Annotated in this window: 26 protein-coding genes and 2 pseudogenes; 18 read left to right on the top strand and 10 right to left on the bottom strand. The window is 69.5% G+C overall.

All coding sequences use genetic code 11. From position 1 onward, the window contains the following. Nucleotides 1–130: 130 nt before the first annotated feature. Nucleotides 131–1,708: a hypothetical protein gene (locus OHT74_RS01525; protein ID WP_328619002.1), complete on the bottom strand. Its 1,578-nt coding sequence runs from the start codon at nucleotides 1,706–1,708 to the stop codon at nucleotides 131–133. 296 nt (nucleotides 1,709–2,004) lie between these two features. Between OHT74_RS01525 and OHT74_RS01520 the strand changes: the two genes are divergently transcribed. Together OHT74_RS01520 and OHT74_RS01515 are read left to right on the top strand one after the other, a co-directional pair. Continuing rightward, the gene (locus tag OHT74_RS01520) at nucleotides 2,005–2,379 is read left to right on the top strand and encodes a hypothetical protein (protein ID WP_328619001.1); all 375 of its coding nucleotides are present in this window, start codon (nucleotides 2,005–2,007) and stop codon (nucleotides 2,377–2,379) included. After that, entirely contained in the window at nucleotides 2,376–2,909 is a 534-nt protein-coding gene (locus tag OHT74_RS01515) for a YrhB domain-containing protein (RefSeq protein ID WP_328619000.1), read from the top strand. The genes OHT74_RS01520 and OHT74_RS01515 overlap by 4 nt, the downstream gene beginning before the upstream one ends. A 257-nt stretch (nucleotides 2,910–3,166) precedes the next feature. On the opposite strand, the gene OHT74_RS01510 is transcribed toward OHT74_RS01515, so the two are convergent. After that, a complete protein-coding gene (locus tag OHT74_RS01510) occupies nucleotides 3,167–3,700 on the bottom strand; it encodes a GNAT family N-acetyltransferase (protein WP_328618999.1) in 534 nt (177 codons plus the stop codon). A gap of 61 nt (nucleotides 3,701–3,761) precedes the next feature. Between OHT74_RS01510 and OHT74_RS01505 the strand changes: the two genes are divergently transcribed. Further along, entirely contained in the window at nucleotides 3,762–4,025 is a 264-nt protein-coding gene (locus OHT74_RS01505; RefSeq protein ID WP_328618998.1) for a hypothetical protein, read from the top strand. A 215-nt stretch (nucleotides 4,026–4,240) separates the two neighbouring features. Here the strand turns inward: OHT74_RS01505 and OHT74_RS01500 are convergent, their stop codons facing one another. Then, the gene (locus tag OHT74_RS01500) at nucleotides 4,241–4,639 is read right to left on the bottom strand and encodes a VOC family protein (protein ID WP_328618997.1); all 399 of its coding nucleotides are present in this window, start codon (nucleotides 4,637–4,639) and stop codon (nucleotides 4,241–4,243) included. Nucleotides 4,640–4,732: 93 nt separating this feature from the next. On the opposite strand from OHT74_RS01500, the gene OHT74_RS01495 reads away from it, so the two are divergent. From OHT74_RS01495 to OHT74_RS01475, 5 genes are all read left to right on the top strand, one after another. Beyond that, nucleotides 4,733–5,734 (top strand): helix-turn-helix transcriptional regulator, encoded by a 1,002-nt coding sequence (locus tag OHT74_RS01495; protein WP_328618996.1) that lies wholly within the window; start codon nucleotides 4,733–4,735, stop codon nucleotides 5,732–5,734. A 603-nt stretch (nucleotides 5,735–6,337) separates the two neighbouring features. Next, a complete protein-coding gene (locus OHT74_RS01490; protein ID WP_328618995.1) occupies nucleotides 6,338–6,982 on the top strand; it encodes a helix-turn-helix transcriptional regulator in 645 nt (214 codons plus the stop codon). Between the two features lie 2 nt (nucleotides 6,983–6,984). Then, complete coding sequence (locus tag OHT74_RS01485; protein ID WP_328618994.1) at nucleotides 6,985–8,118, top strand: pyridoxal phosphate-dependent aminotransferase; 1,134 nt, start codon at nucleotides 6,985–6,987, stop codon at nucleotides 8,116–8,118. After that, nucleotides 8,115–9,065 carry an ornithine cyclodeaminase family protein gene (locus OHT74_RS01480; RefSeq protein ID WP_328618993.1) on the top strand — a complete coding sequence of 317 codons (951 nt, stop codon included), beginning with the start codon at nucleotides 8,115–8,117 and terminating at the stop codon, nucleotides 9,063–9,065. The genes OHT74_RS01485 and OHT74_RS01480 overlap by 4 nt, the downstream gene beginning before the upstream one ends. 720 nt (nucleotides 9,066–9,785) lie before the next feature. Further along, nucleotides 9,786–10,229, top strand: a complete 444-nt coding sequence (locus OHT74_RS01475; RefSeq protein WP_266659762.1) for an RICIN domain-containing protein — start codon at nucleotides 9,786–9,788, stop codon at nucleotides 10,227–10,229. Nucleotides 10,230–10,336: 107 nt separating this feature from the next. Here OHT74_RS01475 and OHT74_RS01470 read toward each other — a convergent pair whose 3' ends face one another. Continuing rightward, nucleotides 10,337–10,825 carry a LodA/GoxA family CTQ-dependent oxidase gene (locus OHT74_RS01470; protein ID WP_328618992.1) on the bottom strand — a complete coding sequence of 163 codons (489 nt, stop codon included), beginning with the start codon at nucleotides 10,823–10,825 and terminating at the stop codon, nucleotides 10,337–10,339. Nucleotides 10,826–11,502: 677 nt separating this feature from the next. On the opposite strand from OHT74_RS01470, the gene OHT74_RS01465 reads away from it, so the two are divergent. Next, the gene (locus tag OHT74_RS01465; protein ID WP_328618991.1) at nucleotides 11,503–11,718 is read left to right on the top strand and encodes a hypothetical protein; all 216 of its coding nucleotides are present in this window, start codon (nucleotides 11,503–11,505) and stop codon (nucleotides 11,716–11,718) included. 77 nt (nucleotides 11,719–11,795) lie between these two features. Here OHT74_RS01465 and OHT74_RS01460 read toward each other — a convergent pair whose 3' ends face one another. Then, on the bottom strand, nucleotides 11,796–12,203 hold the full coding sequence (locus OHT74_RS01460; RefSeq protein ID WP_266659758.1) for an STAS domain-containing protein: 408 nt from the start codon (nucleotides 12,201–12,203) through the stop codon (nucleotides 11,796–11,798). A gap of 1,086 nt (nucleotides 12,204–13,289) precedes the next feature. Between OHT74_RS01460 and OHT74_RS01455 the strand changes: the two genes are divergently transcribed. Together OHT74_RS01455 and OHT74_RS01450 are read left to right on the top strand one after the other, a co-directional pair. Beyond that, nucleotides 13,290–14,120, top strand: coding sequence for a hypothetical protein (locus OHT74_RS01455; RefSeq protein ID WP_328618990.1), 831 nt, complete (start codon nucleotides 13,290–13,292; stop codon nucleotides 14,118–14,120). Further along, complete coding sequence (locus OHT74_RS01450; protein WP_328618989.1) at nucleotides 14,117–14,719, top strand: SixA phosphatase family protein; 603 nt, start codon at nucleotides 14,117–14,119, stop codon at nucleotides 14,717–14,719. The genes OHT74_RS01455 and OHT74_RS01450 overlap by 4 nt, the downstream gene beginning before the upstream one ends. A 264-nt stretch (nucleotides 14,720–14,983) precedes the next feature. Here the strand turns inward: OHT74_RS01450 and OHT74_RS01445 are convergent, their stop codons facing one another. Beyond that, on the bottom strand, nucleotides 14,984–15,199 hold the full coding sequence (locus tag OHT74_RS01445) for a DUF6243 family protein (protein WP_266659753.1): 216 nt from the start codon (nucleotides 15,197–15,199) through the stop codon (nucleotides 14,984–14,986). A gap of 368 nt (nucleotides 15,200–15,567) precedes the next feature. On the opposite strand from OHT74_RS01445, the pseudogene OHT74_RS01440 reads away from it, so the two are divergent. After that, nucleotides 15,568–15,812, top strand: a pseudogene (locus tag OHT74_RS01440) (IS5 family transposase); the annotation flags it as partial. Between the two features lie 21 nt (nucleotides 15,813–15,833). Here OHT74_RS01440 and OHT74_RS01435 read toward each other — a convergent pair. The 3 genes from OHT74_RS01435 to OHT74_RS01425 are packed head-to-tail and all read right to left on the bottom strand — an operon-like array spanning nucleotide 15,834 to nucleotide 17,525. After that, nucleotides 15,834–16,259, bottom strand: coding sequence for a hypothetical protein (locus OHT74_RS01435; protein WP_328618988.1), 426 nt, complete (start codon nucleotides 16,257–16,259; stop codon nucleotides 15,834–15,836). Nucleotides 16,260–16,314: 55 nt separating this feature from the next. After that, a complete protein-coding gene (locus OHT74_RS01430) occupies nucleotides 16,315–17,190 on the bottom strand; it encodes a hypothetical protein (protein WP_328618987.1) in 876 nt (291 codons plus the stop codon). Continuing rightward, nucleotides 17,187–17,525, bottom strand: a complete 339-nt coding sequence (locus tag OHT74_RS01425) for a PadR family transcriptional regulator (protein ID WP_266999334.1) — start codon at nucleotides 17,523–17,525, stop codon at nucleotides 17,187–17,189. Before OHT74_RS01425 ends, OHT74_RS01430 begins: the two co-directional genes overlap by 4 nt. 576 nt (nucleotides 17,526–18,101) lie before the next feature. On the opposite strand from OHT74_RS01425, the gene OHT74_RS01420 reads away from it, so the two are divergent. Then, nucleotides 18,102–18,305, top strand: a complete 204-nt coding sequence (locus OHT74_RS01420) for a hypothetical protein (RefSeq protein WP_266659747.1) — start codon at nucleotides 18,102–18,104, stop codon at nucleotides 18,303–18,305. Nucleotides 18,306–18,489: 184 nt separating this feature from the next. Here the strand turns inward: OHT74_RS01420 and OHT74_RS01415 are convergent, their stop codons facing one another. Further along, the gene (locus OHT74_RS01415) at nucleotides 18,490–18,852 is read right to left on the bottom strand and encodes a hypothetical protein (RefSeq protein ID WP_328618986.1); all 363 of its coding nucleotides are present in this window, start codon (nucleotides 18,850–18,852) and stop codon (nucleotides 18,490–18,492) included. A 659-nt stretch (nucleotides 18,853–19,511) separates the two neighbouring features. Between OHT74_RS01415 and OHT74_RS01410 the strand changes: the two genes are divergently transcribed. The 5 genes and pseudogenes from OHT74_RS01410 to OHT74_RS01390 all read left to right on the top strand — a co-directional run. Beyond that, entirely contained in the window at nucleotides 19,512–20,747 is a 1,236-nt protein-coding gene (locus OHT74_RS01410; RefSeq protein ID WP_266659743.1) for an aminotransferase class I/II-fold pyridoxal phosphate-dependent enzyme, read from the top strand. Between the two features lie 17 nt (nucleotides 20,748–20,764). Next, nucleotides 20,765–21,877: a GNAT family N-acetyltransferase gene (locus tag OHT74_RS01405; protein WP_328618985.1), complete on the top strand. Its 1,113-nt coding sequence runs from the start codon at nucleotides 20,765–20,767 to the stop codon at nucleotides 21,875–21,877. Continuing rightward, the gene (locus tag OHT74_RS01400) at nucleotides 21,874–22,794 is read left to right on the top strand and encodes an NAD-dependent epimerase/dehydratase family protein (RefSeq protein ID WP_328618984.1); all 921 of its coding nucleotides are present in this window, start codon (nucleotides 21,874–21,876) and stop codon (nucleotides 22,792–22,794) included. Before OHT74_RS01405 ends, OHT74_RS01400 begins: the two co-directional genes overlap by 4 nt. After that, nucleotides 22,791–24,038, top strand: coding sequence for a condensation domain-containing protein (locus OHT74_RS01395; RefSeq protein WP_328618983.1), 1,248 nt, complete (start codon nucleotides 22,791–22,793; stop codon nucleotides 24,036–24,038). Before OHT74_RS01400 ends, OHT74_RS01395 begins: the two co-directional genes overlap by 4 nt. A 369-nt stretch (nucleotides 24,039–24,407) precedes the next feature. Beyond that, nucleotides 24,408–25,391, top strand: a pseudogene (locus OHT74_RS01390) (IS110 family transposase); the annotation flags it as partial. Nucleotides 25,392–26,328: the final 937 nt, after the last annotated feature.

Genomic DNA, 26,328 nt, shown 5'->3' with positions numbered 1-26,328 from the left:
TAGGCGCGGGCACTGACAGTCCCGCCACCCGCGACAGCGCCTGTTGCTGACCGGCAGTGGAACGACATCGGCTCCCGCCACGCGTGATCAGCGCAGCCGGAGCCGATGTCGGTGGTGGGTCGGAGCCGGACTACGGGGCGTCCAACTGAGCCTTGCTGTGGGCGTAGAGAACACGCTCGCACACGAGGCCCAGGCACTTGGCCGACTCGCCGTCTTCGAGGGCCTCGGCGTTCACCGCCGGACCGTAATGCTCGGAGACCGACCACAGACGCTGCGCGCCGCGTTCGTAGTAGAGGTCTTCGGCACCCGTGGCGGTCTTGATCGCGCTGCCGTTGGACACCAGCTCACCGTTGCTCCACTTGTAACGCAAGAGGTTGCCCGGGTCGTTGTGACCGGCACTCTGGTTGACGTACAGCTTCTCGCCCATCGCCAGTGCACCCTGGGCGCCGCCGTTCGTCATCGGCAGATAGTTGGCCCAGCCTTCGGCCGCCACCTCGCCGGAACGGTTCTCCAGATTCTTGACGGGGAACGAGGCGATCCGGCCGGGCGACGGGTAGCCGCTCTCCGGACGGCAGTACTCGCCCATGACCAGCCGGTCCGGGGTCGTGCTGCGGTCGAGCGACAGGTAGGACGCCTTCGGGGCGCCCGTGCTGACGCACTTGAACGAACCCGAGGGATTGGACTGCGTGGCCTTGAACTTCCAGGCTGCCACCTGCGGCATCACGTAGCGGTAGCCGAAGCTGTACCAGACATTGTTCTGGCGGCCGATCTTGGTCTTGTCCTCGACGTCGGACGTGGTCTTCACCCCGTCGGTGTCCGCGCCCATCTCGTCACCGGCCTTGCCGTCCCCGTTGGGATCCAGGTCCATGATCTTCTCCATGTCGAAGATCCGGATGCCGTTCCGGGTGTCGGCGACGTAGAGGTAGTGGCCGTACCAGACCATGCCGCCTGCGTGCAGGCCGTTCTGCATGTCCACGTCCGGGTTCGGAACCGTCGAGCCCTCGGCGGAGTGCACTCCGTCGAAGGAGACGTGGTCGGAGTTGTTCATGTACGCCCAGCCCAGCAGCACATGCCGGTACTTCACTGTGCCGTCTGCGCGGCGCTGCACGAAGGAGATCCGCACGCCCTTCTGGTTGCAGGCGTCGTTCGCCTTCAACTCGTCGGGGTTGCAGTCGCCGACCTCGTTCCCGTTGCTGTCGCGGCCGGGGTCCCAGTTGTCGTAGGACGCGTAGAGCTGGATGTTCGTGTCGTTGCCGACGCCGTACTGCTCATTGTCCGCGGCGTCCGAGACGCCGGTCATGGCCTGCGGGATCCACTCGCGCGAGGTCGAGTCGTCGTTCTCCAGGCACCACTTGAGGGCCGGGGTGGGCGCCGTACCGAACGGGTCGCGGGTGCACGACGTGGTGTTGACGGTGCGGTTGGCGTCGGCAAGGAGCTTCGATACGCCCGACTTGGGCAGTACACCGTCGAGGCGGGCGACGCGTTCGGCGGTCGTCCCGTTCATCGCGCCGGCTTGCAGGGTGAAGTCCGAGGGGTCAGCCACCCCGCCGGGGCTGGTCCACGCCATGGTGCCCACGCGTGTCGCATCGCTCACCGGTGCCTGCGGATCCTGGCGCCACGATTCGGGCAGCGGCGGAGGAGTCTCCTCGGCATGGGCTGGGGCCGACAGGCCGGTCAGTGCCAGCGTGACGGTGGTGGTGGCCGTCAACCACGCCCGGAGTATTCGGCTTTGGGACGTGCGCGAGGACCTGCGTGGGGACATGCGTGGGGACATGCGTATTGCCTCCGTTGTTGCTGCTGCGACAGCTGAATCGAACGAAGGCTTTCAGGACGCTCGTACGGAAAGCAAGGGTGATCGATGGGTCAACCACCCACACCCGAACGGGATGTGGGGTGTTGCCCCGGAACCTCCGATTCCGGGGCAAGCTCCAGGCCATGTGGTGATGGGTGGCCGGCCGCCGCGTCCGCAGTGGCTGCGGAGAACCCTGCGGCAACCGCCCGGCGTTGGACGCCGACACGTCGGAGCACTGCCTGCGCCTCGCGGCACTGGTCTCCAAGGTCGTTATGTCCAAAGTCGGGTTCGGCGACATTCTGATGCGCAGCATCTGCACACAGCCCATGACCCTCCAGGCCGAAATGGCCTGGGTGTTCATGCCGCCGCAGACGATCGGCACGCGCAGTGTCACCTCCAGCGCGGTGCTGGAGCCCGCCTACGAGATGGGCGGCGACGCGTTCGATCACAGCTTCACCGCTCGTACCCTGCACGTGACCACGAGGATCCAACCGTCCTGGTTCGCTGACCGGCTTGGCTTGTCCCGTGGAGCAGTTGGGGACCCGTGCCGTATCTGGTTGCCCCGGGGTGGAGGATGGGGAGCGTGATCTCCAAGGAACGAGCGGTCGAGCTGGTTGAGTCCCTGCTGGCGCGAGAGCGGCCGACGTGGGCATGGGCGCGGTTGGTCCCGGACCTGGCCGTCTACCACGTCGAGGAGCGGTCGGTCGGGTGGCTCGCCTACTGGAGCTCGGCGGAGTACGCCCGCAACCCTGATCGGCGCTCGAATCTCCTCGGCGGCCCCTACCTCGTCGACCGGGAGGACGGGAGTATTCACTTCGTTCCCGGCACCGCCTGGACCGAGGACTGGGAAGAGCTCTACCTCTGGCAGGTCAAGGGCATCAGAGCACCCGACCCGCTCGCCGCGGCCGTCCGCCACCTCGCGGACTGCGTCGGGACCGCTGCCGCCATGCAGCACCTGCGCAAGCAGGCCCCGCGGATGAGCCTGCAGGAGGCGAAGGCATACGTGAAGATCGTCAGGGACGGGATTGAACCACCCGAGGAGCTGGCGAGCCTCACCCGCGAGCCCGATCCCTGGCATCCGGGCACGATCGAGACACTGGCCGGCCCGGTTCAGTAGCCTTCCGACTGCACGGCCGGACGGCTACCGAACCTGTCAGAGGCAGTACCCGCGCCGCACCTCAGGCAGACGTGCCCCGGGGCCTTCGTTCTGCGCCACGACCGACAGCCTACCCAGGCATCCAAATGAGATGACTTCTCAAGATCTGGTGCGCGATTGAGGTTGGCCCGGTACCTAGCTCGGACGCCAGAGAGCAAGTACCCCGGCGGGGTTGCGTTTTGGAGGTTCACTGGCCGCGGCGTGCGGCGGGGTCACGCTCAGCGGCGTGCCGGCGACCGCGTCGGCGCTCGGACAGTGGCGGGCCAGGTGTACTCGAACTCGGGAAGCTCGAATCCCTGGTTGAAGCGGCAGATGCGGGACGCTGTACGGCGGCCTCCGTGGCGTTCGTAGAACGCGACTGCGCGCGCGTTGCCTTGCAGGACCTCCAGGTAGACGTCTTTGCCGGGGTGCGCCGTGGACGACCAGGCCAGGGCATGCTCGAGAAGCCGACTGCCCAGCCCGCGCCCGGTGTCGCCGGGACGGGCATGGAGGTTGTCGAGCAAGACCCGGCCGTCCGGCTGCGGTTCCAGGTAGATGAAGCCGAGCACCACGTTGGTTTCCACGGCCAGGAACAGTGCCGCGCCCGGGACAGGATCGGCCAGCCGCGCCCGCCACACCTGTTGGCGTTCGGCGAGCAGCGGGCCGTCCAGATACTGCGCAGGGAACAGTGTCGCGTAGGCCCTTCGCCAGCTGGCCGTGTGCAGCTCGGCGACGGCATAGGCATCGGTCGCGGCGGCGGTTGTGATCTCCACGGACGCATTCTCGCGGCCGACGCGGCCGACGTCTATGAACTGAGGCACACACTCTCCACACTTGCTCCCGGCCGACCCAGTCTTCTTCCGCTTCGGCCGCGACCACATGCAGCCTCTCCGGAACGCGATCGGCAACCTGCCCCGTGACGCAGCCATCGCAGGCGAGGAGGGGCAGATGAAGGTCCGGCAGGAGGAGCAACAGGAGCAGCTGCGGCGCGCGACCGAGCAGAAGAAGGCAGAGCCCGAGGCCATCCGCCCCGTCTGCGTCAACGGCGGGACGAGGTTCGACAACGACCCATGGCGAACACCAACCGCGAGCCCGTAGCCGGGCAACCGGTGGCACCCGACGCTGTGCGAGCCGTGCGAGGAGAAGACTGTCGGCCGCGAACCAGGCTGAGCGCAGCGATCCGACACCTCCTGAACCGTCTGGCCGCTGGTGCGGATCTCGCTGGGCTCCTGCTGTCCGGTGACAGCGAACCCGGACCGTTTGTCAACGAAGTTGGACCGGTGTCGAAGTAGTGCCCGGCGGCCGTGCTGTCCTCAGCGAGCAAATTTCTCGATGGCGGCCGGCGTGACTGGGGTGAAGAAGTTGACGAGGTTGCCGTCGGGGTCACGGAACAGGAGCGCGCGGTTGCCCCACGGCAAAGTGGTGGGCTCGTTGACGAAATCTTCCACGAAGCCGTTCAGGTTCTTGTACACGCTGTCCACGTCGTCGACGAGGAATTCGAGGATGACGCTGTGGTTGTCGGCCGGGCCGGCGGAGCCGGGCGCGAACAGGGGGACAGTGCGGGTGCTGCCGATCGCGAGGGTGGCCGAGGTGGTCCTGAGCTCGGCGAAGTCCTCGTTGGCCCAGGTGGCGGTCACCTTGGTGGCGCGCTCGTAGAAGTCGACGAGGCGGGCGACGTCGCCCGTGATGATGCGGATGGAAACGAAGTCCATGGGTCTTCTCCTCTGGCCGGTCGGTGCTCGTGACCGCACGCTACGAGCAATACCGGGCGGAACCCGCCCGGTATGTGCGGGAGACTTCCGGGTATGCCCCGCCCCATCGCTCGCGTTCTCACCCTGCTGGAGCTTCTGCAGTCGGGTGGCATCCGGACCGTGTCGGAACTCGCCGAACGGCTGAACGTCGACGAACGCACCGTACGGCGCTACGCACAGCAGCTCGTGGACCTCGACGTGCCCGTCGAGTCGGTGCGCGGCCGCTACGGTGGCTACCGGCTCGCCCCCGGTTACCGCATGCCTCCGCTCATGCTGAGCGACGACGAAGCACTCGCCGTGCTGCTCGGCTTGGCCGCCGGTCGGCGATCTGGCGTGACGACGACCACGGATACGGCGAGTGAGACGGCGGCGGCCAAGATCCGGCGAGTGCTGCCCGAGCGGCTGCGCCACAGACTCGACGCCGTGCTCGGCTCCCTTGCCTTCACGGATCCGCCCGGCAAGGCGGCCGCCCCGGAACCCGCAGTCCTCCTCCCCATGGCGGATGCAGTGCACCATCACCGGCCGATCTCGATCCGGTACACCGCCGGCGACGGGCGACGCACCGAGCGCACCCTGCACCCGTACGGGGTCGTCGCCCACTCGGGCAGGTGGTACGTAACGGCTGCGGATCTCTCGGCAGGTGAGGACCGGACCTTCCGACTGGATCGCATCACTGGTGTGAGGATCCTGCCCGGTTCGTTCGAACCACCCGTCGGAATCGATCCGGCGAAGCGCGTCCTGACGGGGCTCGCCACGGCTCCCTACCGGCATGAGGTGACCCTGCGAATCCAGGGGACGGCCGAGCAGATCCACACCCGCCTGCCCGCCAGCGTCGCGATCGTGACGGAACTGCCGTCCCCGGGCGGCGCAGATCCGGGGGCCGAGGGCTGGTGCTGTGTCGAGCTGTGTGTGGACCGGCTCGACTGGCTGCCTGCCGCACTCTCCTCGCTGGACCGCCCCTTTGTCATCGAAGGCCCGGATGAGCTCCGCGGCCTCGTCGAAGCTTTCGCCGAACGGCTCGCGAACTTCGCCCGGCGAAGCCCACCTCAGCCTTGAGAGATCGGTAGGCCGGCCCCAACGGCTGGCGCCGCGGATGCCCGAACTCGAAGGAGTCCAGCTCGCAGGCCGGTAACACGGCGTCCCCGTAGACGAGAGCGGTGCCCTCTGGCCTCAGCCCTCTCGGTCCAACATCAACGGCTAGACCCAGTGGTCGTCCAACTTCCCTGGCAACGGTCCAGGTTCAGCGTCGGAGGACAGCTCCACCCACCCGATGATCGCGGACCGGTAGCGCTCCCAGGCGGGGTGTCACACCGCGACCGAATCGAACACCTCCAGCAAATGGCGGCGGGATTCTGTCCGGAGTCCCGCGCCATCTGTGTGAGGAGCCTCGTCATCACGTACACCAGCAGCGCCCGGCAGCCCGGAGAAGGGCCGCACCGGGCCTGGTCAAGGGGTGCTGACAAGCGCCGCCGCCACCGCGAGCCCGCCGGCCGCTGAACGCCACGCGCAACGCCGGGCAAGCCTCCTGTACGAGGGGCTGTGCCCACCCCATCGGCCGGTCGGTGATCGCCGACCTCCGCGCCCCGTACCCGCGCGAGACCGGGGACCGGGCCGTCGTGCGCCTGGACTTTCTGTCCAGTCTGGACTTACAGTCCAGTCATGGGGAAAGTTGAAGACCCGCAAGATGCTCGCGTTCGGCTGTGGGCGCCGGTGGCCCAGGCCGTTGCGCTGCTGCTCGGCCCGTACGCGGAGGTAGTCCTGCATGATCCGGACACCGACCGGGTCCTCGGTATCTGGAACCCGATGACCTCCCGCGGCGTGGGAGACCCCTCGCTGCTGGGGGAACTGGACGATCTCGAGCCGTCGGCGCGGGATGTGTTCGGGCCGTACGAGAAGCTGCTCGTCGACGGCCGCCGGCTGACATCGGTCAGTGCCGTCCTGCGCGATCCGCAAGGCCGGCCGTCGGCGGTGCTGTGCATCAATCTCGACCGCACTCCGCTGGAACAGGCCGCTGCGGTCCTGTCCGCCTTCGGTGCCCCCACGGTGCAGCGCCCGGAGCCGTTGTTCGAGCAGGACTGGTCCGAGCGCATCCAGCACATCATCGGAAGCCACGTCCGCGAGACGGGGCGACCCGTCGAACGCATGACCCGCCAGGACCGCCTGGCCGTTCTCGGCCGGCTGGAGGAGGCCCGGGTGTTCGCGGTCCGCCGCGCCGCTCCCGTCGTCGCCGGCGCCCTGCGGGTGTCCCGTTCCACTGTCTACGGCCTGCTCGCCGAACTCAGATCACCGAACGCGAAGGACTGAACATGACCCGGCTGCCCGACTTCCGTCTGGAAACCTACTTCTCCCGCTGGGAGTTCACCGCCCGCCACCACCTGACCGCCTCCGACGTCCAGACCATGACGCTGGGCGAGCTCCTCTCACTGGCCGACGACAAGGACCGTGAGGCCTTCGAGAACCTGCCCCTGGGATACACCGAGACCTTCGGCGACCCGGCCCTGCGCGAGGTGATCGCCCAGACGTACGAGAACGCGGGCGCGGATGACGTGATCTGCTTCGCGGGAGCCGAGGAGGCCCTCTACCTGGCAATGAACGTACTGCTCGATGCCGGGGACCACGCGGTGGTGGTGACCCCGAACTACCAGGCCGCCGAGACCGTGCCGATGGCGCTGTGCGAGGTCACCGGCGTGGCCCTCGACCCGGACCGGGACTGGGCCCTGGACCTCGACGAAGTGGCGGCCTCGCTCCGGCCGAACACCCGCGTCGTGTCGGTGAACTTCCCCAACAACCCCACCGGCAAGGTCATCGACGCCGACGACTTCACCGCGCTCGCCCGCCTGTGCGACGAGCGCGGCATCCACCTGTTCAGCGACGAGGTCTACCGCGGCCTCGAGCGCGACGCCGCCCGCATCCTGCCGCAGGCCGCCGACCTGTCCGAGCGCGCCCTGTCCCTGAACGTGACGTCCAAGTCCCTGGGGCTGCCCGGGCTCCGCATCGGCTGGATCACCTGCCGCGACCGCGAGCTGCTCTCGCGCCTGGAGCGGGCCAAGCACTACACCACCATCTGCAACTCCGCGCCCAGCGAGGTCCTGGCCCGCATCGCGCTCAAGGCCCGCGAGCCGATCCTCCGCCGCAACCGTGCGCTCATCGCAGCCAACCTGCCGGCGTTCGAGTCGTTCTTCTCCGAGTTCGCGGACGACTTCGACTGGCAGGCCCCGGACGGCGGGTGCGTCGCCTACCCCCGCTACCTCGGCCCCGACGGGGTGGAGGAATTCTGCACCCGCCTGGTGGAGGAAGCCGGCGTCCTGCTGCTGCCCGCCAGCATCTACCACTCCGAACTCACCCCCACCCCGGCCGACCGGTTCCGCATCGGCATCGGCCGCCGCAGCCCCGAAGAAGGCCTGGCAGCCTTCGCGCACTGGATGCGGACACGCCGATGACGACGACCCTGCCCGTCTTCGACACAGGCGCCATCGAGACGGCCGCCACCTCCCGGATGGTCCTGGACACCGTCCGTGAGGCTCTCATCGCCCACGCCGAAGGCCGCACCAGCGTCCCGCCGCCCCTCCACATGGACTTCCCCCAGGCCAACGGGGACTGTCACGTGAAAGCCGGCTGGATCACCGACGCCACCGACTTCACCGTCAAGATAGCGACCGGCTTCTACGGCCGCCCCGGCCTGGGCATGCCGTCCCACCACCACGGCCTGGTCTGCGTCATCAGCGCCGACACCGGGCAGATACGGGCCATCCTCAATGACCGTGGCCTGCTCACCGCCTGGCGCACTGCCGCCGCGGGCGCGCTGGTCACGCATGCCATGGCCCGGCCCGCAGCCCTCACCCTGGGCCTCTTCGGTACTGGCGAACAGGCCCTCCTCCAGGCCGTCTGGCTGGCCAAACTACGCCCCGTCAGCCAGATACTCGTCCACGGCCGCAACCTGCACAACGCCTCGGCCCTGTGCGAGGAACTCCACAAGAACGGCCTGCCGGCCCGGCCTGCTTCCGCACGGCAGGCCGCCGGCGCCGACATGATCATCACCACCACGCCGGCGACAGCACCCGTCCTGAACGCCGCCGACGTGCCCGAGGGCACCCACGTGACCGGCATCGGCACGGACATGCCCCACAAGAACGAACTGCCACCGGCGCTCTTCCACCGCGCACAGCTCATCGCAACCGACGACCGGTCCCAGTGCCTCCACCACGGCGACTTCGGCCACGCCGTCCGTGCCGGCGCCACGGCGCAGGACAGCGACATCGCCGTCGGCCTGCTCCTCAAAACCCCCCGAGACCGGCCGGACACCGCGATCACCGTCGCCGACCTCACCGGCGTCGGAGCACTCGACGCAGCACTCGCCTCAGCCGTTCTCAGCCGCCTCATGCCATGACCAACCGCCACCCCGGCTGTTGCGTGGACCCTGGTGCCAGGTGCGTCCCGCCGCGGAACCGGTCCGTTCCTCCCAGGCCCTGCATCAGGGCCTGGCGCCCGCCGCCGGGAAGCCGGGCCCGCAGGCACCTCCGGTCTCCCGTCCACCGGGTCCGCCCCCAGGGAGGCGGACCACGCACTCGTGGTCTCCGGGTTCCCGCGCCCGCGGTCCCCGAGGGCCACGGAGAAGGTGCCAGTACCTGGCGCGGCAGCACCTGACCCACCCCACCCACCCCGCCGCCAAGGCAATGGCCTCCAGGTTCGTGGGTGAGGTGGGCCGGCATCGGCCGGCCCATCCCCGTATCGGCGCCGGATTCGGCAGTAGTGCAGCGACCTGTCGTCTCCGGCGGGCCGCCCGTCCTGGTTGTGTGGATGCCGCTGCTTGCCGGAGGGTTCGGCGCAGGAGCCCGGTGGGCGCGGTACGAGGGCCCTGGCCGTCGGGCCGGGCGAGGTTGTCGGTGCGGTCCAGGAGCCGCTGGGCCACCGGATACACCACGGAAGGCAGGCACCGGAGGACACCCTCACCGAGCCGGTCGAACACCGGGACGCATCCGCTGTACTCCTGAAGGGTGACGCAGAGCCTTTGCGACCCTCTGTCGCACACTGACGGGGAAGGGATCCGGCGGCCCGAAAGATCAGCGGCGACCCGCACGGACGCCGCACGTCAGAAGTGGAGTCGGCCTTGGCACCTGTACCGAACGGCCTCTACACGATCACCCGCCCTCCCGAGCAACTGCTCACGCTGGAAGGAGGGTCGTCGCAGCCCAAGACACCCGTTTTCCTGCTGCCGCCCACCGGCAACCCCGGCGAGCAGGAATGGCAGCTGGAGGAACTCGGCAACGGCAACTGCACGATCCGTAATCTCAGCAGCGAAACCTATCTCTCCTACGACGGCGACCCGGAGATGAACAAGCCGGTCGTCGGATACCCCGAGCCGCGCGAGTGGGCGCTCTACCAGAGCGCGGAGCCGCGCTCCTTCCACGTCGTCGTCCCTGGAGGCCCCGTCGACGGCGTGGAGCTGGCCCTGGACCTCAGCCTGCTGCGGATCTTCCCTCCCCGTGTCGCCCTGAGGCCACTCGACGTCAGCAACCGACGCCAGGCGTGGACCTTCCAGTTCATGGAGTAGAGGCGTGAACCGGGTGCCCGGGTCGGCATCCGACCCGGGCACCACCCCGAAAACGCGGCCCTGCTCACTACAGCCGCTTGCCGGGTGACAACAAGCCCGCTTCTGTGTCAGCTGTCCTTGTCGTTCTTGATGTCCGCGTTTCGGAGGTTGTTCGGGTTGTCGGCGCCGATCACCGGCGGCTGGGTGCCAACCTCCACGAGCGTCGGCATCGCTGGTGGCACGGGGACGCGGTTCGGCGTCTCGTCGTTGCCGGGCCGTCTCTCGTCTGCCCTGTTCGAAGGGTTGTCCCGGTATCGTCCCAGGAACTTGAACCATGCGCCTTTGGCGTTGGCCAGTTCGGCGGACCAGGTGATCTCGGCCTGGTCCGCCGTCAACTCGCCGAGCACCTTGCCGGCCTCGTCGTATGCGTAGATCCGGAACCGGGCAGCCTGCCGCTTCACCCGGCCCTTCGCATCCTTGAACCTCCCTTCCGGGTCTGATGGTTCGCCGGGCGTCTCGGGACCGATGAAGTATTCGTCAGGGCTGTTCCCCACCCGGGCGATGCCCAGGGTCGGATGGATCTCGCAGCGATGCACGGCCGCCGGATTTACGGACAATCTCTTGCCTCTCGTTTCTGGGAGGAACGCGAGCCGCCGGCTCGCCCAGCGAGCGTGCCGGAGGCCGCACTTGTCCGTCACCACCTGTCACCCGTCTGCGCGTCCGCGTACGGTTCTCCGTCGCCCGAGACCGCGGTGACGGGGGAAGATGATGTCCTCGGCGAGCTCCAGCAACAGGAAGGCCAGGTCTGGGGTTGCCGTCTGCGCGGCCGGCGACGTTGCTCCCGCCTCCCGTGTGCAGGGCGAGGAGATGGTCGAAGGCGTGCTCCACCTGCTCAGGGGTGAGCGGCGTACGGGGCGGGATCAGGTACCGCGTGGAGGTCTCCTCGACAGGTGGACGCGGCGGCCGCGCTTCAGCGGCTGGCGCCGACGCATCAGGCGGACATCGACGGTGGCCGGCTGACCGGCATCCGGGAGGCTCTTCAGCCGGCCAAGACGTCGCCGGGCGAGCAGACCGGCGCCCCCGGCCCACGCCGTCCCCGCGCCCGCCCCGGCAGCACGCCGCCGAGGAGCCGTGGCCCGCCCGCCGTGGGGGCGCTGAAGGCCGGGCAAGCCTCAGGCGAGCCTGGGCAAGCCACCCGTGAACGGCGGCTTGCACACCTTCAGCCGATGGTCGCGTGTCACCTGTTCGGGCGCGGTGAGGCGGCGGTGTGGAGGGCGGGCAAGAGGCTGAGCCCATGTCCGCCAAGCTGATCGTCTACCCGCCCGACGAGCAGGGGTGGCGCCGGGTGCGTTACGACGGCGTCGCCATCGGGGTCGCGCACCGCCCGGCCGACAGCCGTGTCGTCCTCGCCGCCGCCGGGCTGGAGAACGCCGAGGACGTGGACCTCACCGATCCCGACTTCGTGGAACGGCGAGGCGCCGGGCCCGAGGCGTGGGACCCCTCCCCCTGAGGCACTCTCCGCACCCCGGGTAGGGCAGCTGGCGGAAATGATGCTCCGTGCCGAGCCGCAGCTACGCCGGGGCGTAGCTAGATGCGGGGCAGCCAGCCGTCGGCGAAGTCGGAGCGCTCCCGTGCGCGCTGCGCCTTCTCCTCGAGGAGTCGGCGGAAGCCTGCCAGGGCGTAGCGCTCCCCGGTGGTCGCTCTGGGCCCGGGGATGCCGGCCACGGTGGCCATGCACTGCTGGGGCTGGGGCTGCCAGCCGGTGACCAGGACCCGTAGGCGCATGCGTTCTGCGCGCCGGTGCAGGTTCAGGAGGTGGAGCAGGCCGTCGGCGTCCATGGCCGCGACGGCGTGCAGGTCCACCAGGAGGTCCCGCTCGTCCATGGTCACGTGGTCCAGCACGCGCTGGAGCACTTCTCCCGCACCCTCGTCGAGCTCCCCGGTGGCGCTGACCAGAATCGAGCTGCCGCAGTGCTGGACGTCAATGTTGATCAATGTTCTGCTCCCGTCGCCCGAAGGTTCCGGACCCACGGGGCCCCATCCTGGCGCGGCACGGCGTGGGGCTGGTGCGCGGCGCGCTGAAACGCCGGTAGCGGGCCGGGACGGGGGTTGCACCGGAAGAGGGCTGAACCGTGGTCTGGACGGTTGCTTTCAGCGGGGGACCGAGGGCGTGACCGGAGGTGTGAACCCCCGAAACCGCCGATCGGCCGTCGGCGCGCTCGCGGGCCCATGCTTGCGAGAGGTCGCCTTCGCAGTTACGACGGTCCGCCACGACGCCGGGGCCCGGACGGGCTGGTCTCATCCGGCCCCTGCTCCTCGTCCTCGGCCGCTGCGACACCTGGGCTGCTTGCGCGTGGACGGTGTGGGGATGTGCGAGGGGGCGGGCTGCGGTTGGGAGTGGTCGGTGTCAGCGTCGGGCGTCAACCTGTGCCCGCGCATGTCACCCAGGATGCCGAACGCTGTGCTTCTGACGCGGGGCACTGGCCGGCCTTGGCTATGGTCGGGCTCAGTCCGCGTCGACAGGGCGTGCGCGGGCGAGGCCCGGTGACCAGAGCGCTCTGGCGGCAGTAGCACCGGGCCGCCCAACCACCCCAGGGACCGAGGTCCGGCGTCCGAGCACGCGGCTCCTCTCGTGCAGGCCACCCTCCTGTGGAGGTGGTGGCGGGCGTGACGCCCCACGCGGTGGCGACCGTAGCCCCGATCTGCCTGCGACGTGGTGTGCCGGGAAGGCCGACGGTGTGGGCGGCGTCCTATGGTGCGGAGCGAATCGCCGTCACGGAGGCGCATGAGCGGCTGAATCACTGGTGCTCAGGGCGCCAACGTGGCTGCCGACCTGCGTATATGGGCACGCGCCTGCTGGTTTGAGGCGCAGAGCGTTCTGGCCTCGGATGCCACGGGGCGGTGTAGCGTCGGTGCTGCGGCGCTGGGCCTGCTTCGCGTGTGCAAGCAAGGTAGCTGGCTTCCTGCCCGGACTCGAATGGCTCGGACCCCGCGACCGCGCGACACGCGCCATGCCACAACGTCGGCGTCCTGGTCAGGTCCTCCCCCGAAACGGAGGTTCCCACGACTAGCCTCCGCATCATGCTGCGTATCGCCGACACCCGCACCGGCCGCCCCGTGGAGATCCCGTCCGCACACCGCCACCTGCTGCGCATCTGCGTCCATCTGCCGGTCGTCGACAGCGGGATCGGCGCGGTGCACCTGCGGGCGCCCCTGGTCGGCGACGTACTGGCGCGCGCCGTTGAGTTGCACGGCCTGCAGTCCCTCACGGTCCTCACCACGCCGGACCTGCCGCGCGAGCAAGCCGAGGCGCTCGATCGCGCCATGGCCGTGCTCGGCATCCACCCGCCCGCCACCGTCGGTGCGCACCTTCCGACCGAGGCACCCTGCGCCGCTGCCGACGTGCACGTGCTCGCGTACGGCTCCGCCATGCAGGACGCCGTCGGCGGGGTCCGGATCGATGTGGGCCAGGTCAGCGCAGCACCACCGGACGGGGGAGTCCCCGACCGTGTCCCTCTCCTCGCCTCTGGCCCCCTGGACGCATTCGTCCCAGAGGGGACCGATGCGCTGGCTGTGAGGATGCTGTTGCTCGGCCACGCCCACCGCATGCCGGTCACGATCACCAGCGCCGCGCTCGCCGAGGCCTGGCAGGCGCTGCGGCACTGGCGGCAGCAGGTGGCCGACTGGGCGCAGCAGCCGTCCCGGCCGGTCCCTGCCGACGTGCTGAGACAGGGCCATGCCGCGCTGGCCGATGATCTCGGTGTCCCTGCTGTCCTGGACATGCTGGCCCGTGTGGCGGAGCGAGCCGACGTGCCGGCGGGTGCCAAGTTCGAGACGTTCGCCTTTCTCGACCGCATCCTGGGGCTGGACCTCGCGCGCGAGGTGGGCCACCAGCACCACGCGACGTCATGAAGTCGGGCGACCTGCGGCGCCTGGTCGTCCTGCGGCACGCCAAGTCGGCCTGGCCGCCGGACGTGGCCGACTCCGAGCGGCCGCCCGCCCCGCGCGGCCGCCGCGACGCTTCGGCAGTCGGCCGCTGGCTGCGCGAGGCCGGCTGTGTTCCCGACCTCGTCGTGTGTTCCTCCGCCCTGCGCACCCGCCAGACGTGGGGCCTCGTTGCGGCCGAGTTCGCCGCCACCACGGCGGTGATCCAAGAGGCCCGCATCTACCGGGCGGGCGCCGGGGAGTTGCTCTCGCTGCACCCGGCCGGCGTTCGCATCGCGATCGTCTGCGATAACTGCTCCCCACACCTGACGACGAAGCGGTGTCAGCGCGTCGGGACATGGGCGGCGGCAGACAACGTGGAGATCGCCTACACCCCGACCAACAGCTCCTGGCTCAACCGGATCGAGGCCCAGTTCACCGCCCTGCGCTGCTTCGCCCTCGACGGCACCGACCACACCTTCCACAAGGAACAGGGCAGCATGATCCGCCGCTACATCATCTGGCGGAACAAGCACGCAGCCGACGAACGCCTCCGTGAGGTCGTCAAGAGGGCGAACGTTGCCTGATGCGGCATTAGCTGATGTGGCGCCCGGGCTGGGCAGGGGGAGCGCGCCGAGCTGCTGGTGCAGCTCGGGATGGTGGCGGTGACCGGGCTGCCGAATCTGAGGCTGCCCCGGGTGGTCAGCTGAGACGCGGGTGGTCGGCCGAGAGCTGAGCGGGCCCGGCCGCGACCGGTACGGCAGCAGAGCCCCGGTACGGCAGCAGGGCCCGGACCGCGCGTCGCGGTCCGGGCCCTGCCCCGTGCGGTGCCGCCCTGCGGCGGCGGTGCGTCAGCTCTGTGCGGTGTCGTCGCCCGCCTGCCCGGCGTCCTCGGCTGCGCCTGCCTTCTCGCGCATCTTGCGCACCAGCTCCGCCTTCTGGTCGGCCGCACCCTGGCGGTCGAGGTTGCGGTGCGGACCGTTGTTCTGCCGCTCGGCGCGGGACAGCCTCTTGCGCTGGCCGCCACCCATGCCCACGGGGTTGTTGATGTTCTTGCTCACGGTCACGGGTTCTCCCGGTAATGATGTGAAGTGATCTACGGATTCATCGGTGGGGGACGGGCGGCGACGTCGAAGGACGTCAGCAGGGGCCCATCACGCCCCCACTCGTAAAATCGGCCTCTGGAAGAACATGACAAAGACGTTACCCGGTTCCCTCGGCCCCTCACACCACGCTTGTCGCCGCCCCGGCATCGGCCGGGGCCTTCGGCGAACGCCCGGGGTCAGCCGTTTCCATCCGGGAGTCTCAGCACCGCCGGCACCCGCCGACGGTCGCCGCCCGCCCGGGGGCAGGTCCAGATGGGCGTTACTGGGCCGCCGCGGGCGTTGTGAGTGGTCGCGAGCACACGCGCGGCATGAGAGTTCATCTCACTTGCGCCCCGCAGTTCGAGCCCGTCCTGGAAGCGATCCGGGTGCCCCGGCTGGGGCTCGGCAGGCCGCGCAAGCCCCCGGACCGGGTGCGGGCCGACAAGGCGTATGACTCCCGCAGTAACCGGTCTTACCCGCGTCTGCGCAGGTCAACCGCCTCAAGCGCCACCGGGCCGTCGCCACCAGGTACGACAGACTCGCCGTCCGCTACGAAGCGACCGTGCTGGTCGCAGCCATCAACGAATGGCTGTGACCAGCACTTTCACACCAGACCCTAGTCCTCATAGGGGACAAACTTGGCTAGCGAAGTCCAGTCCAGGGGACGCACGATCGTGGCCAGGCGGGCGAAGGGATCCTGCGCAGCCGTTTGGAACCACATCACTGAGAGCACCGTATGCCCAGGCTCTGCAATGTCCTCCGGCTGCCACCATGACGTCAGCCGAGCATGAACCGCCTCTCGCGGCAGCCACTCCTCGACTCGCCCCTCCGTATCGGCTCGGAGCTTGTCGAGATCATGCACATACAAATGCGGCGTCGCTGCCATCGTCTTCTCGATGCCCATCAGACGAAAGCGACGGTGTAGCTGCGGCGTCCCTTCGAGCATACCTTCACGGTCGTCACTTACCGTGATCGCACGAAGCTCGGCGCGTACTGGTCCCACCTGATAGCCACGCAAGTCGCCATTCCTCATCTGGATCATGAGCCAGAGGGTAGGGGTGTCCGACAAGCGGACCAAACGACTTTCGCAACGCGCCCTAGCCGCCCGCAAGCGGGTTCGGCCCACTACGCCGCCGCCGTATGCTCACCACCACCGCTGCGGCCAGCAGCAACCCCAGCGCGCCGGTGAGGACGAGCGTGTCCAGCCCGCCCGGGTTCGCGCCGAAGAACACCAACGGCAGGCCGGCCAGCAGGACGGCCGGTGCGGTGCGCAGTCGCGTGAACGCCTGCCGCCCTGCCAGGAGCAGTCCGTAGGCCATCGGTACGGCGAACTTCAGTTCGGGGAGCGGGTAGGACAGCGGGAGCATCAACAGCGTGCCGGCCACCACCGCCGTCCACGCCAGCGCTGCGACCACCCCGGTCCGCGTACGGGCCCGAGGCGCCGGACGCAGATCGGGCGGGCACAGCAACGCCACCAGCGCCAAGCCCAGTAGCGGACCGCCGAACAGGAATACCGACCCGCCCGGATCGGCACCCAGCCGGCCGACATCGACCGCGATTCCCGCGACGACGCCCGCCAACGCGGTCCACGTACCCACGGCCCATCGCCCGGCAAGAGCGAGGAACGCCCCGAGCACTGCAACGAGGTGGGCCGCCATCAGTTGAGGAAATACGTCGCCGAATCCGAATCCGCCGCTGATCGTGACGACAATCGCCCACATCCTGGCCCAGCTCATCGCGGCCGCACCGACCGCGACGGCGGCAAACGGCGCCAGTGCCGCCAGCAACTGCCCGGCGCGCCCCGCGGAGCCCAGCCCGAGTCGCAGGCGCAGCGCGTGCCCGACGACATCGACGGCCTCAAGCATCCGGGCACGCCGACTCGCCCCCTGCGTGGCCTGGCGATAGGCGTCGGCGACCTCGTCGCCGAACTCCCGCCGGAAGGCTGCCGGATACAGCTTCACCAACGCGCTCACGCGGTCACTGCCCCGTGCCCGAGCCCCAGCCGTCGAGTGGCCTCTTGCGCGGTACGTGCGATCCGGGCCGCCTCAGCCGCCAACACCTCACGCCCGCGTGGCGCGAGCGCATAGCTGCGCCGCATGCGCCCGTCGACCACCTCCTCCTCGTGGACGGCGATGAGCTCCTGCTCCAGGAGCCGTTCCAGTGCCCCGTACAGGGTTCCGGTGCGCATCCTCGTGCGGCCTTGCGAGATCTTCTCGACCTCCTGGGCGATCGCGTATCCGTGCCGTGGGGCGTCGGCGATCGCGGTGAGGATGAGCAGAGTCGGCTCACGCAGAGCTTGATCGTTCATACCCGTCACAATAGCTCGGTAGCCGACATATGTCGATGCACGTCTTGTCTCTCTCGCTACTCGCTGCTCGTTGAACAACGCATCTGGTACTCGGCGCGTGTTCTTCAACGGTTCGTCGCTCCGGTGCGGTGCGTCCAAGGGGCGGCGGCGGACCGGCCGGCCAGATACGCCAAGGCGGAGGTGGCTCCGGTCCCCGGCGTCGAGGGTCACGCGTACTACCGCAACGCCGGTGGCTTGGGCGGCCTCGACCTCACCATGTGCCTGGGCACGGTCATCGCCCAGGTGAGAGTGGGGGACGGGGGAGGCAGCTCCCTGGACCCGGCCACCGTCCGCCCAGGAGGCTGCTGCAGCCTCCTGAACCACGCTGAGGGTGCACGAGAGGATCGGCGTCCGCCGTCACGGGCCGGCGGCGGACACAGACAAGCGGACCTCCTGGAGCGATTTCTGCGTGAGTACGGGGTGGCCGATTTGCGTGGGGGTCAGTCGGCTGGCTGCAGCGCGCTCAGCAAGTACCCGGATGCATTGAGATGACGCTCCGCGACCGCTCCCCAAGATCTGTGCCAGAACCCGGTTCTCGTGAACAAGGCCAGTGGCTACTTCTTCGAGGGCGAGCTCGTCCTCCTCGACCTCGTGTCGGAGGAGCACCGGAACCTCTTCGCGGATGACTGCCGGCGGGAGGCCCGCTGCCGTGGGGTTTTCGTGTGCTCTTTGATCGTGACAGCGAGGGCCACGGTGATGATGACGGCGATTCCGCAGAGGAGGAGCCCGCCGATCAGGTAGGCGAGCATGCGGGCTGCCGACCAGGCCAATTCTTCGTATGTGAACGTCACGGGGCTCCTCCGGAGCGAGGGCGTCTTGCGCTGGGAGAGTCTGCCCGGCGGGGTGTGGTATCTGGCCGGTCGTTACCGAACCGGTCCCGGTACGCCAGCTTCCGCGAGAACCGCTCCGTAGCGGGCATCAGCCGTCAGTCCGGGAATACACCACCGAGCCGGTGGTACTGCAGAGCGTGGTCGAGCGTGCCCGCGGACGGATACCCGGGGGCGTTGCCGTTGGGACTCCACTGCGTGATGGCCGCGTCGTCGATGCGCCGCAGAACGTCGGTGACGTCACCCTCCACCCCGAATTCGCCGCTCACACTCATCGAGCAGGTCATCAGACGAACGGTGGCCTGCTCCTTGAGGCCCCCGTCACTGGGGCCAGTGCACTCGTCCTCGAGCACCGTGAATCCGTGCCGCAACCCCTCGACTTCGTCGAACCGCTGAAGAAGCGCGCGGATACGTGCCTCTTCCGAGTCCCGCTTCAGCCGCGCGCCGTCCGTGGTGGCCATGGCCCGCAGCTCGTCAGTGTCCGGCAACGTCGAGCACCCACTGGTCGAGGCCACCAGCACTGCGCCCGTGACGGCCAGCACACCAGCGGCCAGACCACGCCTCGATCCCATTCCCCACCCCGCCTGTTCGCTCCTTGCCCCCACTCTCGCGGCTCGCCCACGCGGACGCATGAGTACGCGTACTCAAGGCGCCGCACTCCAAGAACTGGCCGTCGATGCACCGCTCGCTCTCCCGGCACCGGGGAGGGGAACGGGGCAGCCTTGGTGCCGGACCCTGGTGCTGGCTGCTGCCTGACCCGCGGTCCGTGTGCTGCCGGGTTCGGTGACCATTCCACCGTCTGGCCGTTAGACGACCGTGCCCATCCGAGTGAACAGACGCTTCGCCACGACAGTGGTCTCCACGGTCGTGATCCCGGCTGGTCTCTCCGCGCGCGTGCACGGGATCCGGTGAAGGCGGTGTCTGAGGGCTTCGTTTTCCGGTGTTCTCGGGGACGGCATCAAGATCATCGGTCTGGCTTGGCAGCTGGCTGCCCGGCGCGTCTTCACGCCCGTTTGACCGCGGGAGACCGGGGCCTGTGGTGAGGCGTGGCCTGGTGAGGGATGAGCCGTCACGCGGAGCGGTGTCGGGTGTGCGGGAAGTAATTTTGAGGAGGGAACCAGTGGCGGACATCTTTGCCAAGCAGTTGTCGTCGGTCATGCAGACGATGACGGGTCCGGGGCCGCGGCCGCTGTACCAGGCCGTGGAGGGCAGGGACGGGGAGGCCTTGATCGACGGGGTACGGGTGGTGATGACGGCGTGCAACGACTACCTGGGGCTGTCGAGTGATCCGCGCGTCTCGGCGGCGGCGGCCCGGGCGGTGGAACGGCACGGTACGTCGTGCTCCGGAAGCCGGCTGATCGGCGGGACGTTGCCGCTGCACGAGGAACTGGAACGTGCAGTGGCGGTGTTCCTCGGTCAGGAGGCGGCGATCGTGACCACGACCGGCTGCCAGGCGAACCTGGCACTGACCCCGCTGTTCGGCAGGGGAGACATCGTCTTCAGCGACATGGCCAACCATGCCTCCCTGGTCGATGCCGTCCAGGCCGGCCGGTCCGAAAGCCGTCGATACCGGCACTCCAGCATGGGACATCTGGAGAGGCAGCTCGCCGCCGCCGACAGTGCCGCCGCGAAGGCGGTCATCACGGACGGGCTGTTCTCCGTTGAGGGCGACCTGTGCCGGCTGCCTGAACTGGCCGGCCTCGCCCGGCGCCACGATGCCCGGCTGGTGGTCGACGGCGCCCATGACATCGGGCTGCTGGGTGCCGGCGGGCGTGGGGTTGCCGAGCATTTCGGCCTGATGGACGAGGTCGACCTCTACACCGGAACCTTCTCCAAGTGCTTCGGGTCGATCGGCGGCTTCCTCGCCGGACCCGCCAAGGTCATCCACTTCCTCCGCTACACGGCCCGGTCGGTGATCTTCACTGCGTCGATGCCGCCCGCGTCCGCGGCGGCCGCACTCGCCGCCCTGGAGATCATCTCGAAGGAGCCCGAACGCCGCACACGCGTGTTCGAGGTGGCGCGGCGGGTGAAGAGCGGGTTGCGGGCGCTGGGCTTCGACACCGGTCACTCGCTCACCCCTATCGTTCCGGTCCACATCGGTGAGACCGGGCTGTGCGGGCGGATGTGGCAGGAGGTCCTGGGAGAGGGGGTGTTCACCAGCGTGGTCGTCGCCCCCGCAGTCGCGGAGGGGCACGCGCTGCTCCGCTTGTCACTGCAGGCTACCCACACCGACGATCACGTCACCCGGATCCTCGACGCTTTCGCGACTGCAGGCCGGCGTCTGGGCGTCATCCCCGCTTCCCCGCCCGCTCTGCCCCGCCAGCTCGCTGCCGCCACCACGGCCGGTGCGCGATGACTGTCACCGTCACGCCCGTGAAAGGTCGCACCGACACCACCGCCTTCATCCGCCTCCCCTACACCATCTACCGCGACGACCCGCTCTGGGTCGCCCCGCTGGAGCGCGAGCAGCGTGCCTTCCTCGACCCGCGCCGCAACCCCTTCCACGCGGTGGGCACGGTCCGCCTCTTCCTCGCCCGCCGGGGCGGCACGGTCATCGGACGGATCGCCGCGATCGTCGACCCCCGCTACCAGGAGCGGCACGATCCGAAGTGCGGCCAGTTCGGCCTCTTCGAATGCACGGACGACACCGAAGCCGCCACCGCTCTCTTCACCGCGGCAGCCGACTGGCTCGGCCACCAGGGCCTGACCCGGATCCTCGGGCCGCTCAGCTTCTCCACGAACCACGAGTGCGGGGTCCTCGTCGACGGCTTCGACCGCCCGCCCACCATGCTCATGCCGCACAACCCCGCCTACTACCCGCAGCTCTTCACCGACTGCGGGTTCACCAAGGCCAAGGACCTGCTGTCCTGGCGGGTGCCCATGCCCGCCGACGGGGAGCCCCCCGCCCTCGTCCGCCGAGCCGCCGAACGTGCCCTGAGCGCACCAGAAGTCCGCATCCGGCCCGTGAACCGCCGACGCTTCGACACCGACATGGCCGCCATCCGGGACATCTACAACGACGCCTGGTCCCAGAACTACGCCTCCGTCCCCATGACCGACCAGGAATTCGCCCACACCATCCGGCAGATGAAGCCCATGCTGCGCCCCGAGTTGGTCCAGATCGCCGAGGTCCACGGTGAGCCCGCTGCCTTCACCCTCGTCCTTCCGGACGCCAACCAGGCTCTGCGTGCCGCCCGCGGCCGCCTGACCACGTACGGCCTGCCCATCGGGCTCATCCGCATCCACCAGGCCACCCGCCGCATCGACCGCGTCCGAGCCATCGCCACCGGGATCAAGAAGGAACACCGGGCCCGCGGCCTCGCCGCCGCCCTCCTCACCCAGGCCCAGCGCACCGCGTTCCGCCTCGGTTACACCGAGACCGAACTCTCCTGGATCCTGGAGGACAACCGCGACGCCAACCGGTCCACCAAGGCACTGGGCGGCATCCACTTCCGCACCCACCGCCTCTACGAGCGCACCTCATGAGGTACCTCGTCACCGGCGCCACCGGCTTCATCGGCGCCCACCTGGTCGCCCGGCTCGCCGAACACGGACATCACGTCACCGCCCTCGTCCGCAACGGCCGGCACGTCCCCCGCGCCCGGACCGTCCAGGGAGACCTTGTCACCGGAGCCGGCCTGGCGGCGGCCGTCGAGGACACCGACCACGTCATCCACCTCGCCGGACTTACCAAAACCCGCACCCCGCAGCACTATGCCGAGGTCAACACCGAGGGAACCCGCCGCCTCTGCACCGCCATCGCCGCCCTGCCGCAGCCTCCGCGCCTGGTCTACTGCTCCTCCCTCGCCGCATCCGGCCCAGGGCGGCTGCGCCACGAAGACGACCCGCCCCACCCCGTCTCCGCGTACGGCCGCAGCAAGCTCGGCGGAGAGCACGCCCTGCATGACGACGCCGACCGGGTTCCAGGCGTGATCGTCCGCCCGCCGATCGTCTACGGTCCGGGCGACCGCGAGTTCCTGCCCCGCCTGGTCAAGGCCGTCCGGGCCGGCCTGCTGCCCGCCGTCGGCGGCCGGGGGCCACGCCACTATTCCCTCATCCACGTCGACGATCTGTGCCAGGCCCTGCTCCTGGCCGCCGACTCCGGCACCCCAGGAGCGACCTACCACGTGAGCGACGGCACTGAACACCTCTGGCAGGACATCGGCGCTGCCGCCGCGGCCATCATCGGCCGACGACCACCCCGCCTCGTCCACATCCCCGCCCCCCTGGCGATGGCCATGGCCCGTGGCCTGGGCCGAACCTCCATTCTCAATCAGGACAAGATCACCGAACTCGTCCACCCCGACTGGACCTGTGCACGAAGCCGGCTCCCGTTCAGCCCGCGCATCCAGCTCCACGAGGGACTGAAGAGCGCCCTGCGGCATCGAAACGGCACACCGTGAGGGAACGAGCGACGCGCCGAAGGCTCTCCGCGTGCGAGCGCTTCGTATGGGCCGCCGGCCAGGCACTGCCCGTCAACATCGCCTTCATCGCCCGAATCCAAGGCCGCGCCGAACCCAGCCGGCTCCGTGAAGCCCTCGCCGCCGCACGGCGGCGCCACCCACTCCTTGCGGCGCGCGTCGCCAGCGCCGGGCGGTGGCGGGCGTGGCTCACCACCGAGGACGTCCCCGACCCGGAACTCCGCCTCGTCAGGGCGACAGCACCCGACAGCTGGGCCCGGGTGGCCGAAGAGGAGCTCCAGCGCCCCTTCGACACCGCCGCCGGCCCCCTGACCCGCTTCGTCCTGGTGGACGCCGGGGACTCCTTCGACCTCATCAGCGTCTACCACCACCTGGCCGCCGACGCGAGCTCGGCGGCCATCGTCATCCACGACATCCTCCGCGGCCCCGCCGAAGGCCCGAGCGAGCCCGCCGTCCTCCCCCCGCCCGCCGACGCACTCCTGCCACGCCCCAGGCCAGACCTCTCAGACCTCCGCAAACTCGCCCGCTCACTCAGCAGTCCCACCCGCCCAGCCCACCACAGCGGCCCCCTCACCTTCACCACCTGGTCCCTGGGCGAAGAAGAGACCTCCATCATCCTTGCCCGCTGCCGCGCAGAAGGCACCACCCTGCAGGCGGCACTCTGCACCGCCTTCGCCCGCGACTTCGGCCGACCCGTACACATCGCCGTGGCGGCAGACCTACGCCGCATCCTCGCTCCAGCCGCCCGCTCGTCCGTCGGCCTCTACGCCACCAGCTTCCTCCAGCCCATCGACACCACCACCCCCGATTTCTGGACCCAGGCCCGCAAGGTCAAAGCCGACATCCACCGCCGCCTGACCCCGGACGAACTCGGCCCGCTCGTCCGCGCCTACCGCCTGCTGCCCTTCATCCCTCACCAGGCGATCGGATCCCTGCTCCACCGCAGCGAGACCCAAGGCGCCCGCTTCGACGTATCGATCAGCAACGCCCGCCTGCCGATCCCCACCGACTACGGCCCCCTGCGCCTGTCCGCGCTGTACGGCGCCGCACACACCAGCCTCTCCGGCGCGCCCCTGGTCCTCGTCATCGGCATCAACGGCCGCCTGTGCCTCAGTGTCACCTCGACCGACGCCACCGGCTCCCAGGCCCTGTGCAAGCGAGCCATGTCCCACCTGACGGCGGCACTCGTGTCATCGAGCCCGGCGTCATCGGCGGTCTCCGATTGAGCACTGGACGGCTCGGCCGGCAAGGTCGGCTCTCCAGGACGCGACGGTGCCAACGACCTCGGTGCTGGTCCTGCGACTCGTTCCGCCGACTGGCGCGAGACCAGCAAGATCGTTCACGGAATCTGTGCCAGAACCCGAACGGGCTCTGGCTCGACTTCTGGTGGTGCCCGCAGCAGACCAACGCGCTGACCTGCCGGTTCTCATCGGTCAGTCCCGTTATGTTCTTCGCGGTCCTGCAAGAGGGCCGCTGGCCTCCGGGCCTGGCATGACTGTGTCCCCCTGTCGAACGGATGACCAGGGGGGTGGTGTCACCGGGCCCGAGGGGTGCCGTCGGAGACGCTGATGAGAGGTCCGACCACCGCCCGGCCGGGCGCAATGCCCGGCCGGGTACGGGCGGCAGGTCTGCATCACGTGGATGCGCGAGAACGGACCCGATCCCCAGGCCAGCACTGCAACGACGCGAAGGACGCGACCGTGATCGCGGACGCCGCCCGCACCGTGCCGCGCACCCTGCGATCCCTGGAGCTGACCGACGAGATCATCGCCGAGCTCACCGTCCTCGTGGGCTTCGACCAGGACCTCGCCGCCGAGGCCACCCGCACCTCCAACCGGATACGGGGCCTGCTCACCCAGTTCCACCCCAGCCTGGAGCGCGTTCTCGCGCCGCGCCTGGACCACCAGGCCGTCACCTGACTGCTTGAACGCTACGGCTCCCCGGCCGCCCTGCGGAAATCCGGCCGCCGCAGACTCGTCGAGCTGATCGGCCCCAGGGCCCCGCACATGGCCGCCCGGCTCATGGACAACGTCTTCGACGCGCTCGACGAACAGACCGTCGTCGTTCCGGGCACCGGCACCCTCGACGTTGTCATCCCGTCCCTGGCCCGCTCGCTCGCGGCCGTCCACGAACAACGCCGGGCCCTGGAAGCCCAGATCAGCGAACCGCTGGAGGCCCACCCTCTTTCCCAGGTCCTGACGTCGCTGCCCGGCGTCGGCGTCAGGACCGCCGCCGTCCTGCTGGTCACCGTCGGCGACGGCACCAGCTTCCCCACCGCCGCCCACCTCGCCTCCTACGCCGGCCTCGCTCCGGCCACGAAACAGTCAGGCACCTCGATCCACGGCGAACACGCACCCCGCGGCGGGAACCGGCAGCTCAAACGCGCCATGTTCCTCTCCGCGTTCGCCGCCCTGCACGACCCCGCCTCCCTCAGCTACTACGACCGGTGCCGAGCCCGTGGCAAGACCCACACCCAGGCCCTTCTCCGCCTGGCCCGGCACCGCATCGGCGTCCTGTTCGCCATGCTCCGCGACGGAACCTTCCTCGAGGCACGCGGCCCCGAAACGGCCCACGCATGACCAGCTCGAGCTTGACGAAGGACATAGAGGCACCCCCCCCGGCTGGTCGGGGCTCTTTCGTACGGAGAGGCGTCTGGGATCGCCTGGCAGGTCACCGAACTCGGCCTCGATGCTTGCCCGCTGCTCCGCATGCCCGGCCCCTACAGTCGGCGCCAGCGCAGCAGCTACGCCGCCCAGTCGAGTCCGAGTTCGGTGACCTGCCCGAGCACGCCCGGATCGCGGCCATGGTCGAGGACGTGCTCGGCGAGCGGGACGCGGGCGCGTTGCTGGGCGCACATCCCTGGCCGCTGCCGTTGGCCGCCGGGGTGACCTGTACAGACGGCCAAGATCACGCTTCGGCCACCTGGTCGAACCAACACACGGCAACCGGGCTCCGCAATGCGATCGCGGTGGGCGGCGGCGCCCCGTCCGACTCTGGTGGGAAGGCCGGACTGTCCAACATCGCGTTCTGGCCGTGCTCCTTCCTGGGTGGGGGAGTTCCGGTTCTTCCCTGACCTCCCTGCCGGCAAGGGATCCACCGGCCAGGCAGGGCCGCGCACAGGTTCTCCCCCTGGAAGGACAGCGTGGAGGCGGCAGTGCGTACAGCGCGGCGATGGCCGCGGCCGGCCGCGCGGTACAGGGCTGTCTGGTGGTCCAGAAGCACGCACACGCGAAGGATCCTGCCCTCGTCGCGGGGCGGCCGCCTCGTCCGCGGAGGCGCGGCCCCGGGGCGCTCCGGCTACTGGCCAGTCACATTCTGCCTATCGGCATCTGCTACCCGAAATCGCGAATTGCCTATGTAGATGCAGCACCAAAGGGCTGCTGGAGTCCGCATGCGCTACTCGGAACAGAGTGGTGAGATGGCCGGTCCGAACCCCTGGTCTGCCCCTGAGCGGCGTACATCCGCGAGGCAGGCAGCCGTTGTGATGCCGTGGCAATTCCGCACCGACGATGCCCG

Source organism: Streptomyces sp. NBC_00354 (genome assembly GCF_036106915.1).
GTDB lineage: Bacteria > Actinomycetota > Actinomycetes > Streptomycetales > Streptomycetaceae > Streptomyces.
This window is presented reverse-complemented; position numbering and strand designations above follow the sequence as displayed.